This window comes from Streptomyces boetiae, assembly GCF_031845405.1.
Lineage (GTDB): Bacteria > Actinomycetota > Actinomycetes > Streptomycetales > Streptomycetaceae > Streptomyces > Streptomyces boetiae.
The window spans coordinates 1-13437 of record NZ_JAVREN010000005.1; the positions used below are offsets into that span (position 1 = coordinate 1).

The 13437-nt window shown below is 73.6% G+C and carries 12 protein-coding genes; 9 read left to right on the plus strand and 3 right to left on the minus strand.

From position 1 onward, the window contains the following. The first annotated feature begins 65 nt into the window (after positions 1-65). The 4 genes from RM780_RS04710 to RM780_RS04725 all read left to right on the plus strand — a co-directional run bounded on the left by RM780_RS04710 (position 66) and on the right by RM780_RS04725 (position 3998). On the plus strand, positions 66-668 hold the full coding sequence (locus RM780_RS04710; RefSeq protein ID WP_311629193.1) for a M48 metallopeptidase family protein: 603 nt from the start codon (positions 66-68) through the stop codon (positions 666-668). Positions 669-841: 173 nt separating this feature from the next. Further along, positions 842-2500: a TerD family protein gene (locus tag RM780_RS04715; RefSeq protein WP_311629194.1), complete on the plus strand. Its 1659-nt coding sequence runs from the start codon at positions 842-844 to the stop codon at positions 2498-2500. A 12-nt stretch (positions 2501-2512) separates the two neighbouring features. Then, a complete protein-coding gene (locus RM780_RS04720) occupies positions 2513-3193 on the plus strand; it encodes an AIM24 family protein (RefSeq protein WP_311629195.1) in 681 nt (226 codons plus the stop codon). 58 nt (positions 3194-3251) lie between these two features. Continuing rightward, positions 3252-3998, plus strand: a complete 747-nt coding sequence (locus RM780_RS04725) for an AIM24 family protein (protein ID WP_311629196.1) — start codon at positions 3252-3254, stop codon at positions 3996-3998. Between the two features lie 45 nt (positions 3999-4043). On the opposite strand, the gene RM780_RS04730 is transcribed toward RM780_RS04725, so the two are convergent. Continuing rightward, positions 4044-4571 carry an NUDIX hydrolase gene (locus RM780_RS04730; RefSeq protein ID WP_311629197.1) on the minus strand — a complete coding sequence of 176 codons (528 nt, stop codon included), beginning with the start codon at positions 4569-4571 and terminating at the stop codon, positions 4044-4046. Then, a complete protein-coding gene (locus tag RM780_RS04735; RefSeq protein WP_311629198.1) occupies positions 4568-6013 on the minus strand; it encodes a zinc-dependent metalloprotease in 1446 nt (481 codons plus the stop codon). Before RM780_RS04735 ends, RM780_RS04730 begins: the two co-directional genes overlap by 4 nt. Positions 6014-6148: 135 nt before the next feature. Between RM780_RS04735 and RM780_RS04740 the strand changes: the two genes are divergently transcribed. From RM780_RS04740 to RM780_RS04755, 4 genes are all read left to right on the plus strand, one after another. Continuing rightward, the gene (locus RM780_RS04740) at positions 6149-7303 is read left to right on the plus strand and encodes an NAD-dependent epimerase/dehydratase family protein (protein ID WP_311629199.1); all 1155 of its coding nucleotides are present in this window, start codon (positions 6149-6151) and stop codon (positions 7301-7303) included. 26 nt (positions 7304-7329) lie between these two features. Continuing rightward, positions 7330-7773: a molybdenum cofactor biosynthesis protein MoaE gene (locus RM780_RS04745; protein ID WP_311629200.1), complete on the plus strand. Its 444-nt coding sequence runs from the start codon at positions 7330-7332 to the stop codon at positions 7771-7773. 250 nt (positions 7774-8023) lie between these two features. Then, positions 8024-8197, plus strand: coding sequence for a hypothetical protein (locus tag RM780_RS04750; RefSeq protein ID WP_311629201.1), 174 nt, complete (start codon positions 8024-8026; stop codon positions 8195-8197). Positions 8198-8222: 25 nt separating this feature from the next. Continuing rightward, positions 8223-9314: a YlbL family protein gene (locus RM780_RS04755; RefSeq protein ID WP_311629202.1), complete on the plus strand. Its 1092-nt coding sequence runs from the start codon at positions 8223-8225 to the stop codon at positions 9312-9314. An 86-nt stretch (positions 9315-9400) separates the two neighbouring features. Here the strand turns inward: RM780_RS04755 and RM780_RS04760 are convergent, their stop codons facing one another. Next, entirely contained in the window at positions 9401-9985 is a 585-nt protein-coding gene (locus RM780_RS04760; protein WP_311629203.1) for a PPA1309 family protein, read from the minus strand. A 136-nt stretch (positions 9986-10121) separates the two neighbouring features. Here RM780_RS04760 and RM780_RS04765 point away from each other — a divergent pair, with 136 nt between their 5' ends. Beyond that, the gene (locus RM780_RS04765; RefSeq protein WP_394812888.1) at positions 10122-13136 is read left to right on the plus strand and encodes a UPF0182 family membrane protein; all 3015 of its coding nucleotides are present in this window, start codon (positions 10122-10124) and stop codon (positions 13134-13136) included. Positions 13137-13437: the final 301 nt, after the last annotated feature.

Sequence of the window (13437 nt, forward strand, 5' to 3'; positions counted from 1 at the left end):
CCCCGGTCGCGCCGGCCTCCTCCGCACGCGGGACATATCCGGCTCACACCGGGTAACGTCAAGATGTGCCCGCCGATCCGCTGAACAGCGCCGGCCCGCCGCAGCGCATCACCCCGGCGGGCCGGGCGGTGGTGGACGCGGAGCAGTACGGGCGGGTGGAGGTGCGCCGCAGCGCCCGACGCCGCAGGACCGTCTCGGCCTACCGCGAGGGAGACCGGACGATCGTGCTCATCCCGGCCCGTATGACCGCGGACGAGGAGTCCCGCTGGGTCACCGTGATGCTGGACAAGCTGGCCGCCCAGGAGGACCGCCGCATCCTCGGCGAGGACCAGCTGGAGGACCGCGCCGCCGAGCTGTCCCGGCGCTACCTCCAGGGCCGCGCGCGCCCCGACAGCGTGCGCTGGGTGACCAATCAGAACGCCCGCTGGGGCTCCTGCACGCCCGCACTCGGCAGCATCCGCCTCTCCCACCGCCTCCAGGGCATGCCCGAGTACGTGATCGACTACGTGCTGTTGCACGAGCTGGCGCACCTGCTGGTGCCCGGACACGGCCCCGCCTTCTGGCGCCTGCTCGACGCCTACCCGCGCACCGAGCGCGCCCGCGGCTTCCTGGAGGGCGTGGTGGCCGCCGAGCGCCTCCCCTACCTGCCCTGGCTGCGGCGCGACTGAGCCGCGCGCCGGGCGAGGGCCGCCCCGATCCGGCCTCCGCGAAGCCCCGATCCGCCCCCGTCCCGAGGCGGACCCGGCCCAACCCGCCCCAACCCGCCGTCACTGTCCGCGAGACGGGCTAGTCTGGCCCCCGCCGGAAGTTTGTCGTATCGGATGGGGGACGGTCGTTACGTATGGTGACGCACTTCAAGCGCGGCCAGAAGGCCAGGCTCACCGATCTCACGCTGGGCACGGATCTGTACGTCGGCGTGCAGATCGGCGGGCCCGGGCTCACCTTCGACATCAGCTGCTTCGGACTTGACGCGGCCGAGCGCCTCTCCGACGACCGGTACTTCGTCTTCTACAACCAGCCGAAGTCGCCCGAGGAGTCCCTGCAACTGCTCGGGGCGCAGGCCGGGGACACCGAGTCCTTCCGGGTCACCCTCGACCGGGTCCCCGACGCGATCCACCGGCTGGCGTTCACCGCGACCCTGGACGGCGACGGCACGATGTCGCAGGTCGCCCCGGGATATCTGCGGATCGTGGCCGGCGGCGAGGAGATCGTCCGGTACGCCTTCGACGGCAGCGAGTTCACCACCGAGCGCGCCGTGATGCTCGGGGACTTCTACCGCAAGGACGGCTGGCGGTTCGCGGCCGTCGGCCAGGGCTTCGACGGCGGGCTCGCCGCGCTGCTGCGGCACTTCGGCGGCGAGGTCGCCGACGAGGAGCCCGAGCCGCAGGCCGCGCCGCCCGCCGCCGCACCCGGCTTCGCCCCGCCCCCGGGCGCCGCCCCCGCGGGCCCGCCCGGATTCGCCGCCCCGCCCGGGGCCGCCGCGGCCCCCGCGCCGGCCCCTGCTCCCGCGCCCGCCGCCTTCGCGCCCCCGGCGCCCGCGCCCGCGCCGGCGGCCCCCGTGCCGCCCCCGGCCCCGGCGCCCGCGGCCCCCGCACCTCCGCCCGGCGGCGGCTTCGTGCCGCCCCCCGCGCCCCCCGGCCCCGGCGGGTATCCGGCCCCCGCCGCCCCGCACGCGCCCGTTCCCCCACAGCCGGGACCCCCCGGCGGGTACGGCGCGCCGCCCCCCGGCGCCGGCTACCCCCCGCCGGCTCCCGGGCAGGGCTTCCCGCCGCCCGGCGCCCCCCAGCCGGGTGTGCCCACGGCGCCCGCCGTTCCCGCCGCGCCCCCCGCCGGCGGCCTCGGCGGCCTGCTGGACAAGTACCGCGCCGCCCCCGCCCCCGGCCAGCGCTGGGCCCTGCAGAACCCCCGCCTCATCCGCGTCGACCTCACCGCGGGCAACCAGCAGGCGGCCCTCGCCCTCCAGGGCAGCATGGTGCTCTACCAGGGCCAGGTCGAGTTCGGGTACAAGGGCGGCGGCCTCAAGCGCCGCGCCACCACCTGGGCCACCGGCCAGGGCTTCCCCAGCCTCATGCGGTGCAGCGGCCCCGGCCAGGTCTACCTCGCCGAGGACGCCACGCACCTGCACCCCATCGAGCTGCAGGGCGACGCCCTGTGCGTCGCCTCCCAGCACGTCCTGGCGTTCGACGAGTCCCTCGACTTCGACGTGCGCCGCATCGACGGCCACGGCCTGCCCGGGGGCTCGCTGTTCGCGCTGCAGTTCCAGGGCCAGGGCACCGTCGTGGTCAAGACGCACGGCGAGCCGCTGGTCCTCCCGGTCACGCCGATGACCTACTCCGACGCCAACGCCGTCGTGGCCTGGTCCGCGGGCGCCCAGGTGCTCGTCGCCAACCAGGTCCGCCTGCGCCGGCACGCGTACCCCGGCCACACCGGCGAGTCCACCCAGCTCCAGTTCCGCGGCGCCCCGGGGAACTTCGCCATCGTCCAGCCCTACGAGATCTGACCGGAGCCCGTGATGGACCAGCGCATGATCGCGGGTTACGCGCCCGGCGCCCCCGCCGCCCGGATGGAGAACCACGGCCCCACGATGGCGAGGATCTCCCTCACCGCGGGCCAGGACGTCCTGGCCAGGACCGGCTCGATGGTGGCCTACGAGGGCTTCATCCAGTACGAGTCCAACCCCGCCGCCCTCAAGCAGATGTTCGCCGGCCGGATCACCGGCGAGAGCGTCCCGCTGATGAAGTGCCACGGCGACGGCCAGCTCTACCTCGCGGACTACGGCGCCGACGTCGTCTGCCTCCCCCTCCAGGGGGACAACCTCTCGGTCAACGCCAGCAACGTCCTGGCCTTCGACGCACACCTGGAGTGGGGCGTTCAGCGGGTCAAGGGCATCGCCAAGTTCGCCGGGCAGGGCTTCTTCAACCTCGGCATCACCGGCACCGGCTGGGTCGCCGTCACCAGCCGCGGCACGCCCGTCGTGGTGGACTGCGGCCAGGCCGGGGAGACCTACGTCGACCCCGACGCCCTCGTCGCCTGGTCCACTGGGCTGAGGATGACGCCCAAGCGCAGCTTCAAGGCGTCCTCGCTGATCGGCCGCGGCAGCGGCGAGGCGTTCCAGCTGGCGTTCTCCGGCCAGGGGTTCGTCATCGTGCAGCCCAGCGAGGACAGCACCGACCGGCTCCAGCAGCAGCAGTAGTCACCACCCGCGCGCGCCCGGCGGGCGCGCCCGACGCCTCGACCGGGGGAGCCCCACCGTGCACAGCCCGATCTTCAGCAACACCGTCACCCAGTCCCAGGACCGCTTCGCCCTCCAGAACGCCCACATGCTGCGCGTGGCCCTCACCCGCGGCGAGGACGTGATCGCCCGCGCCGGCAGCATGGTCGCGTTCGAGGGCATGGTCGAGTTCGACGGCGAGTACCAGCCGCCCGGGCAGCGCCGCCGCCAGCAGCGGGCCGGCGAGGTCCTGCCGCTGATGCGCGCCTACGGCCAGGGCTCCATCTGGTTCGCCAACCTCGCGCAGAACGTCCACGTGCTGGCCGTCGACCAGGAGGGCCTGACCGTCGACAGCTCCTACGTGCTGGCGCTGGACGCCCACCTGAACTGGGACGTCGTCTCCGTGGAGAGCCAGTACGGCATCCCCGGCGTCGGCTCGCACAACCTCCTCTTCACCGGCCAGGGCCAGGTCGCCATCACCACCTCCGGGCAGCCGCTCGTCCTGCGGGTGACACCCACGTCCTACGTCAGCGCGGACGCGGACGCGGTGGTCGCCTGGTCGACCTCGCTGCGGGTGCAGATGCAGGCCCAGACCAGCAGCCACAGCGTCTGGCGCCGCCGCGGCAGCACGGGCGAGGGCTGGGAGCTGAGCTTCATGGGCGACGGGTACGTCGTGGTCCAGCCCAGCGAGCTGATGCCGCCGCAGCAGACCTCCTTCGGGGAACGCCTGCAGTTCCGCCAGGGGCAGGGCCCGCAGCTCGGCCAGGGCGGCGCCTGGGGGCGTTGACCGGCGCCCGGCCGGGCAGGCGCCCGGCCTCGCGCGCCTCCCGCGCTACAGCAGCGCGCGGGAGCGCTCCAGCAGCCGCACCACCGAGGCGTCCGCCACCCCGGCGACCTCCTCGTAGGCGAACCACCGCAGGTCCGCCGACTCCTCGCTGATCACCGCCCGCGCCCCGGCCGGCGCCAGCGCCGCGTACTGCACGTCCAGGTGCACCGCGCAGGGCGTGCGGTGCCGGTCCAGGCGCGCCGGCTCGGGCAGCAGCCGCAGCCCGCCGATTCCGGACTCCTCGGTGGCCTCCCGCAGCGCCGCTCCCGCCAGCGTGGCGTCCCCCGGCTCGCAGTGCCCGCCCGTCTGGAGCCACAGCCCGAGCTTCCCGTGCAGGGTGAGCAGCACCCGCCCCGCCGCCGGGTCGATCACCAGCGCGCTGGCCGTGATGTGCCCGCTCGCGCAGCCGCGCCACACCCCGTCCGGGTGATCCTCCAGGTGCCCGGCGTACGCCCGCCGCAGCGCCTCCTGCTCCTCGTCCGGCGCGCCCCACTCCCGCAGCACCCGGGAGGCGTCCGCGTGCAGCCCGCTCACGCCGGAGAGCCGCCCGGTCCCGAGGAACCCCCGGAGCCCTCCGCGTCGTCCGGGCCGTCCGTCTCGTCGGGGCCCTTCTCCAGGCGCGGCCCGCGCTCGCCCGCCGCGTCGCCCAGCATCCGGTCCAGCTCCGAGAAGTCCACCTGGTCCCGGTGCACGAACCCGTCCGGGTCGTCCAGGTCCTCGGCCGTCGGCAGCATGTCCGGGTGCGCCCACAGCGCGTCCCGGCCGTCCGCCCCGCGCGCCCCGGTCAGCGAGGCCCACAGCCGCGCCGCGTCCCGCAGCCGCCGGGGCCGCAGCTCCAGGCCGATCAGCGTGGCGAACGTCTGCTCCGCCGGCCCGCCCGACGCCCGGCGCCGCCGCAGCGTCTCGCGCAGCGCCGAGGCGGACGGCAGGTGCGGCTCGGCCGCCGCGTGCACCACCGCGTCCACCCAGCCCTCCACCAGCGCCAGCGCCGTCTCGAGCCGGGCCAGCGCCGCCTTCTGCTCCGGCGTGTCCTCCGGCTGGAACAGCCCCTGCTGGAGCTTCTCCTGCAGCTCCTCGGGCCGCGCCGGGTCCAGCTGCCCGACCATGTCCTCCAGCTTGGAGGTGTCCACCTGGATGCCCCGCGCGTACCCCTCGACCGCGCCGAAGAGGTGCGAACGCAGCCACGGCACGTGCGCGAACAGCCGCTGGTGGGCCGCCTCCCGCAGCGCCAGGTACAGCCGCACGTCGCCCTCGGGCACGCCCAGGCCCTCGCCGAAGGCCGCGACGTTCTGCGGCAGCAGCGCGGCCTTGCCCGCCGGGCCCAGCGGCAGCCCCACGTCCGTGGAGCCCACCACCTCGCCGGCCAGCACGCCCACGGCCTGCCCGATCTGCGTGCCGAACATGGCCCCGCCCATCGAGCGCATCATCCCCAGCAGCGGCCCGGCCATCGCCTGCATCTCCTCGGGCAGGACGTTGCCCATCGCCGCCCCGACCCGCTCGGCCACCGGGTCCACCAGCTCCTGCCACACCGGCAGCGTCGCCTCGACCCACTCGGCCCGGCTCCACGCCACCGCCGAGGCCGCTCCCGAGGGCAGCGAGGTCACCCCGTCCAGCCACAGGTCGGCCAGCCGCAGCGCCTCCTCGACCTGCTCCCGCTCGGCCCGGCCCACGCTCACGTCCTTGGTCGCCGGGCCCGGCACGCCCTCCGCACCGCCCTGCGCCACCGTCTGCCGCGCCACGCCTCGCGCCAGCTCCCAGTTCACCGGGCCGCCCTCGTAGGAGAGCATCTGACCGAGCTGCTGGAACGCCGCGCCCAGGTCCTGTGGGCTGGGAACGCCCGCCCCGCCGCCCGCCCCAAAGCCGAACAGCGCCGCCAGCGGATTGTCCGCCGGGCCGGACCCGCCGCCCTCCCTCTTCCGGGACTCGCCGTCCTCCGGCTCGTCGGGAAGACCGAATCCGAACGGAAAGTCACTCACGGGAATCCCTCGGCTCTACTGTCTCTGACGGGACCAACGCGCGTGAAAATCGCTGGTCTGTGCCCCCAGCCTAGACACCTCTCGGGCAGGATGGGCCTGCGCACCTCGTACCGAGACAACCGCTGGAGACGTCCTGTGAGTTCCCCGGACCAAGCCGTTCGCGCAGCGCGAAACGGCCCCGCCGGCCCCCTGACCGTGGCGGTCACCGGAGCCGCCACCGGGGTCGGGGCGCTGCTCACCGAGCGGCTGCTGGCCGCCGAGGACGTCAAGCGTGTCCTCGCCCTGGACGAGCGGGTCGGGGACGTCAAGGGCGCCGAGTGGCACACTCTCGACGTGCGCGACCCGGCCATCGCGGACCTCCTGCGCACCTCGGGCGCCGCCCGCGACGCCGGGGCCCGCGAGCTGCGCGAGGAGGCCGACCCCGTCGACGTCGTGGTGCACCTCGCGCTGGATCTGGAGCTCGGCTCCGACCCGGCCGCCCGCACCGCCTACAACGTCCGCGGCGCGCAGACCGTCCTGACCGCCGCCGCAGCCGCCGGCGTGCGCCGGGTCGTGCTGTGCACCTCCGCCATGGTCTACGGCGCCCTGGCGGACAACGACGTCCCGCTCGCCGAGGACGCCGAACTGCGGGCGACGGCCGACGCCACCTGCCTCGGGGACCTGCTGGAGATCGAGCACCTGGCCCGCCGCGCCCCGCGGGTCCACCCCGGGCTCAACGTCACCGTGCTGCGCCCGGCCCTGCTGGTCGGCGGCGTGGACACCGTGCTCACCCGCTACTTCGAGTCCCCGCGGCTGCTGGTCGTGGCGGGAACGCGCCCCCGCTGGCAGTTCTGCCACGTCGAGGACCTGGTCGGCGCGCTGGAGTTCGCCGCGCTGGAGCGGGTGGACGGCGAGCTGGCGGTCGGCTGCGACGGCTGGCTGGAGCAGGAGGAGGTCGAGGCCCTCTCCGGCATCCGCCGGATGGAGCTGCCGCCCGCCGTCGCGCTGGGCGCCGCGGCCCGGCTGCACCGGCTGGGCCTGACCCCCTCCCCGGCCGGGGACCTGGCGTACACGATGCACCCCTGGGTGGTCAGCGGCAGCAAGCTCTACGAGGCGGGCTGGCGTCCGCGCTGGAGCAACGAGGAGGTGCTGGCCGAGCTGCTGACCGAGGTGTCCGGGCGGCACACGGTCGCCGGGCGCAGGCTGGGCCGCAAGGACGCCGCCACCACGCTCGGCGCGGCCGGCGCGACCGTCGCCCTGGTCGGCACCGCCGCGCTGGTTCGCCGGGCCCGTCGCGCCCGGCGCCGGTAGGGCCCGGTTGCGAGAGGATGTCCGGCATGACCGACCACGACCCCATCCGGCTGCTGGCGCTGCGCGAGACCCCGCTGTCCGTTCCCGAGGTGATGGCCGCCGTCGGTGACCCGGCGGCCGGGGGCACGGCGCTGTTCGCCGGGACGGTCCGCGACCACGACGGCCACGCCTCGGGCGCCGCGGTCACCTCCCTGGCCTACTCCGCGCACCCCAGCGCGGAGGCCGAGCTGCGGCGCGTCGCGGAGCGGGTGGCCGCTGACTTCCCCGTGCTGGCGCTGGCCGCGGTGCACCGGGTCGGGGAGCTGGCGGTCGGCGACCTGGCGGTCGTCGTCGCGGTCGCCTGCGCCCACCGGGACGCCGCGTTCGCCGCCTCCCGCCGCCTCATCGACGACCTCAAGCGCGAGGTCCCGATCTGGAAACACCAGACCTTCGCGGACGGCACTCATGAATGGGTGGGGGCCTGCGCGTAGCGCAGTCGTTGAGGGGTGGTGGTCGGGCGACGGGTGGGAGGTGGGGGCCTGCGCGTAGCGCAGTCGTTGAGGGGTGGTGGTCGGGCGACGGGTGGGAGGTGGGGGCCTGCGCGTAGCGCGCGTTCCCGAGGCCCGGCGGCTGGCGTCGGAAGTGCCCTGATCGTTACCGGATGCCGGGCACTACTCCGGTTGCGTAACTCGTTCCCGCAGCGGAGCGTTGGAGGTACGTCGCCGAGGTGGGAGGTTGGTCGTGGCGGTCCTCGTTTGGCTGCTGATTCCCGTCGCCGGGGCAGTGGTGGCCGGGGTGTGGAGTGCGTGGGCCACTCGTCGCAGCACGGGTGGCAAAGGGGTCGGGGACGCCGCCGGGGTGCGCGGCTACGAGGCCTTCAGGGCGGCCATGGAACGGGCCCCGGCCGACGGCTGACAGTGCCGTCACGTACTGTCAAGACATGCCACGCCGCACAGCGACGCTGCTGACCTCGACCCTGCTGCTCGTGGGCCTGCTCTGCGCCGGCCTCCTCGTCCGGGTGCCGTACGCGGAGATGTCCCCGGGCCCCACGGTGGACACCCTGGGGGAGCACGACGGCGAGCCGGTCCTGAGCATCGGCGGCGAGCGTACGTACGACTCCGAGGGCCATCTGAACATGACCACCGTCCGGGTGACCGGCGTGGACTACCGGATGAATCTCCTGGAGGCCGTGGCCGGCTGGTTCGCCGAGGACCGCGCCGTGGTGCCGTACGAGACGCTCTACCCCGAGGCGGTCTCGGCCGACCAGGTCGAGCAGCGCAACGCCGCGGACTTCACGCGCTCCCAGGAGAGCGCGAAGGTCGCGGCCCTGCGCGAGCTGGGGTACGAGGTGGGCGAGCAGACGATCGTGGGCGCCGTCGTTGAGGGCGGCCCGGCCGAGGGCCTGCTGGACGCGGGGGACGCGATCGTCGCCGTGGACGGCACGGAGGTCGCCGCGCCGGAGCAGGTCGCGGAGCTGGTGACCCGGCATGAGCCGGGCGAAGAGGCCGTGTTCACGGTCGTCCCGGCCGACCGGGCGCAGGAGGCGCTGGACGCGGGCGAGGAGCTGCCGGAGGAGACCGAGGAGGTCACCGTCACCACCGGCGAGGCCGAGGACGACGGGCGGGCCATCGTCGGCATCCAGGCGGGCGTGGCCCACACCTTCCCGTTCGAGATAGACATCGAGCTGGCCGACGTGGGCGGGCCGAGCGCGGGGCTGATGTTCGCGCTGGGGCTGATCGACCGGCTGACCGAGGACGACCTGACCGGCGGGGCCTTCGTGGCCGGGACGGGCACCATCGACGCCGAGGGGCGGGTCGGCCCGATCGGCGGGGTGTCGATGAAGACGATCGCGGCCCGCGACGCCGGCGCCGAGTACTTCCTCACCCCCCTGGACAACTGCGTGGCAGCCTCCGCGAACGTCCCCGACGGCCTCCGGCTGGTCCCGGTGGAGACCCTGGACGACGCCCTCGCCGCCCTGCGCGGCATACGGGCCGGGCAGGCCGACGGCCTCCCCGAGTGCCCCACGCGCTGAGCGCGGCCAGGGCGCGTCCCGGGGGAGGGCGGGGCGCCGGCCGCGGTCCGGCGGCGCCCCGGGCGTTCACCCCCTGCCCCGGGCGTTCAGCCCTCGAAGGTGGCGGCCAGCGCCTCGGCCAGGCCGGGCACCAGGTCCGGCCCGGTGAGCACCTCGGTCGCGGAGTCCTTCTCCCGCAGCCGGATCGCGGACTCCCGCCGCCCGTCCCGCAGCACGGCCACGGTCATCCGCACCTCCTGACGCTCCGGGTGCTCCGCGACCCAGCGGCTCAGCTCGGCCTCGGGAGCGCCCGTGGGCAGGGACGTTTCGGCGGCGGGCGGCAGCATGAGGCGTTCGATCGTCAGGGCGCAGCCCGCGACGGCCTCGGGCCAGGCGATCGTTGCGAGGAACTCGTCCAGCGGCTGGCCCGGCGGCAGTTCGTCCTGCTCGACGGGGGTCAGGGGGGCGTTGCCGTCCTCGCCGCCCATGCCGAGCCGCTCGGCCAGCTCCGGCTCCTCGGCGCGCAGCCGCGCGGTGTCGACCAGCGCGAACAGCCGCGCCGGGTGGTCCCAGCCGAGGCCGGCGGCGTACTCGTCGATCTCCAGGACGGCGCGGGTCAGGGAGGAGGCGGTGCCGGCGGAGCCGGGAATGCCGGACGGATCAGTGGGTTCAGCGGGCGGAATGGTGTCCATGGGCCTATCGTGCCGTCTCACCCCCCGAAAACGGGAACCGAGTAAAGCTTGAGTAAGTTAGTCGAGTGGGCCGCTTTCGCAGCCCGCATGGCTCCAGATCCTGCGAATCGTTGAGGTGCGCGCGTTGGCTTTCCAGATGCCGGACCGGGGCTCGGGCGGCTCCCATGGTCCGAACGGACCCAGAGGTCCCCGCGGTCCACGGGGTCCGGGCGGGCCGAGGTTCAGCGTCGGACGCCCGTCCAGAGGCGCGAAGTCCCTGCTGATCACCGCGGCGATCCTGGCCGGCCTGGCCATTCTCTTCGCGATGTTCGCGGGCTTCTGGACGGACTGGCTGTGGTATCGCTCGGTCGGCTACACCAGCGTCTACCGCACCGAGATGCTCACCCGGGCGACGATGTTCGCCATCTTCGGCCTGGTGATGGCCCTCGCGGTCGGCTTCAACGTCTGGCTGGCGCACCGTCTGAGGCCGCCGCTGAGCGCGATGTCGATGGAGCAGCAGAACCTCGACCGGTACCGGATGAGCATCGCGCCGTACAAGCGGTGGGTGCTGCTGGGCGTGTCGCTGCTCATCGGCCTCATCGCGGGTGGGTCGGCCTCCGGCCAGTGGCGCACCTGGCTCCAGTGGGTGAACGGCACGTCCTTCGGCGTGGAGGACCCGCAGTTCGGCATGGACGTGTCGTTCTTCGCGTTCGACTACCCGTTCTACCGCTTCCTGCTCGGCTTCGGCTTCGCGGTGGTGGTGCTCTCCACGCTCGCCGCCGCCCTCACGCACTACCTCTACGGCGGCATCCGGCTGACCACCCCCGGCAGCCGGATCACCCAGTCGGCCACCGGCCACCTGTCGGTGCTGGTCGGCCTCTTCGTCGCGCTGAAGTCCGTGGCGTACTGGTTCGACCGGTACGGACTCGCCCTCAAGAGCGGCGATTTCCGGCACACCGAGGGCTGGACCGGCCTGCGCTACGTGGACGCCAACGCCTACCTGCCGGCCAAGACGATCCTCACCATCATCGCGGCGATCTGCGCGGTGCTGTTCTTCGCGGCCCTGTGGCGGCGCGGCTGGCAGCTGCCCGTCATCGGCCTGGGCCTGATGGTGCTCTCGGCAGTCCTGATCGGCGGGGTGTACCCGGCGCTGGTGCAGCAGTTCCAGGTCCGGCCGAACGAGCAGGCGCGCGAGTCGCAGTACATCGAGCGGCACATGGACGCGACCAAGGACGCCTACGACATCGCGGACGCGCGGATCGAGGACTACGAGGGGTCGGCCGACGGCGGGGAGCCGGAGGAGCTGGTGGACGCGGTCAGCTCCACCGCCTCCATCCGCCTGCTCGACCCGAACGTCGTCTCCCCTGCGTTCCAGCAGATCCAGCAGGTCCGCGGGTACTACCAGTTCCCCAGCGCCCTGGACGTGGACCGGTACCCGGCGGGCGAGGACGGCGGCGAGCAGGACACCGTCGTCGGCCTGCGCGAGATGAACGTCAACGAGCTCCCCGAGCGGAACTGGATCAACGAGCACTTCCGCTACACGCACGGCTTCGGCATGGTCGCGGCCAGCGGCACGGAGGTGCGGGCCGACGGCCAGCCGGTCTTCGTCGAGCGGAACCTGCCGCCGGAGGGCGAGCTGGGGGACTACGAGCCGCGGATCTACTTCGGCGAGTACACCACCCAGTACTCCATCGTGGGCGGCCCGCAGCAGGAGATCGACTACGCCGGTGAGGACGGCGAGGTCGAGTTCAGCTACTCCGGGAACTCCGGCGTCAACCTGGACAACTGGTTCAACCGGGCCGCGTACGCGCTGACCATGGGCGAGCCGCAGATCCTGTACTCCGGCGCCATCGGCGAGGGCTCCCGCATCCTGTACAACCGCACCCCCAAGGAGCGGGTGGAGGCCGTCGCCCCCTGGCTGACCATCGACGGCGACCCGTACCCGGCCGTGGTCGGCGACCGCATCCTGTGGATCGTCGACGCGTACACGACGAGCAGCGGCTACCCGTACTCGGCGCGCACCACCCTGGGCGAGGCCACCGAGACCTCGCTGACGGACGAGCAGGGCGAGGTGATCGCCCAGGAGGACCGGGTCAACTACATCCGCAACTCGGTGAAGGCCACCGTGGACGCCTACACCGGCGAGGTGGAGCTGTACGAGTGGGACGAGAACGACCCGGTGCTCCACACCTGGCGTTCGGCCTTCCCCGGCGTGGTGCAGGACAGGGACCGGATCAGCGAGGAGCTGCTGGATCACCTGCGGTACCCGCAGGACCTGTTCACCGTCCAGCGCGACCTGCTCCAGCGGTACCACGTGGACAACCCGAACCAGTTCTACAGCGGTTCCGAGCGCTGGGAGGTGCCGGACGACCCGACCCAGGAGGGCACCTCGGCCGTCCCGCCGTACTACCTCAGCATGCGGATGCCGGACCAGGACGAGCGGGTCTTCTCGCTGACCACGACGTTCTCGCCACTGGACCGCGACACGCTGGCCGCCTACATGGCGGTCGAGGCGGACGCCAGAAGTGAGGACTACGGCACGATGAGAATCCTCACGCTGCCCTCGGCCACGACCGTATGGGGACCACAACAGGTCCAGTCGAGATTCAACTCCGATACCGAAGTGGCCAACCAGATCAACATCTGGCAGCGCGGTGACTCCACGGTCGACTACGGCAACCTCCTGACCGTCCCCCTGGAGGGCGGCCTGCTGTACATCGAGCCGGTCTACGTGCTCGGCGCCGGGCAGAGTTACCCGCTGCTGCAACGGGTGCTCGTCGCCTACGGCGAGGAGATCGCCTTCGAGAACACCCTGGGCGAGGCGCTGAACGCCGTCTTCGGGGCGGAGGAGCGCGACGAGGGCGAGGATCCACCGGAGGGCGAGGACCCACCGCCGGGCGAGGAGGAGCCCCCGTCGGAGGACACGCTCCAGGAGGCTCTCCAGGAGGCCCAGGACGCCTACCAGGACGGCCAGAACGCCCTGGGCGAAGGCGACTGGACGGCCTACGGCGAGGCCCAGGAGCGCCTGGAGGCGGCGCTGGAGCGCCTGGCCGAGCTGGAGGACGGGCGCAACGAGCAGGAGGAGCAGGACGGCCAGGGCGAACAGCCCCCGCCGGGCGACGGCGGGGACGGAGGCGGCGACGCCGAGGGTGGCGAGAACGCCACCTCCTGACACCCCCTGCCCCCCGCCGCCCGCGCCGGCACCCGAAGGGCCCGCGAGTCCCCGTGACTTGCGGGCCCTTCGCCCGTCGCCCTGCGCGACGGCGCGTCAACCCTGCGCGGATGTTCGCCGGTTGCGGAACGCCCCCCCTGACCTGGTATGACCGTTACGGCGAAAATCACGGGCCGGATCCTGGACAACTCCCTGCGCGGAACAGTGTTTGGGTGTATCCATATCGGGAAGTCGACAAACCGCTGAAGTGACTTCACTGGCTGCGGCATACCAGGTGTACGCAGGTTTCAGGTGGTGCGAC

What these genes read in the sequence shown, in the direction of transcription:
- RM780_RS04715 (WP_311629194.1), top strand. Translation starts at nt 842, where the DNA reads ATGGTGACGCACTTCAAGCGCGGCCAGAAGGCCAGGCTCACCGATCTC.
- RM780_RS04720 (WP_311629195.1), top strand. Translation starts at nt 2,513, where the DNA reads ATGGACCAGCGCATGATCGCGGGTTACGCGCCCGGCGCCCCCGCCGCC.
- RM780_RS04745 (WP_311629200.1), top strand. Translation starts at nt 7,330, where the DNA reads ATGACCGACCACGACCCCATCCGGCTGCTGGCGCTGCGCGAGACCCCG.
- RM780_RS04755 (WP_311629202.1), top strand. Translation starts at nt 8,223, where the DNA reads ATGCCACGCCGCACAGCGACGCTGCTGACCTCGACCCTGCTGCTCGTG.
- RM780_RS04760 (WP_311629203.1), bottom strand. Translation starts at nt 9,985, where the DNA reads ATGGACACCATTCCGCCCGCTGAACCCACTGATCCGTCCGGCATTCCC.
- RM780_RS04765 (WP_394812888.1), top strand. Translation starts at nt 10,122, where the DNA reads ATGCCGGACCGGGGCTCGGGCGGCTCCCATGGTCCGAACGGACCCAGA.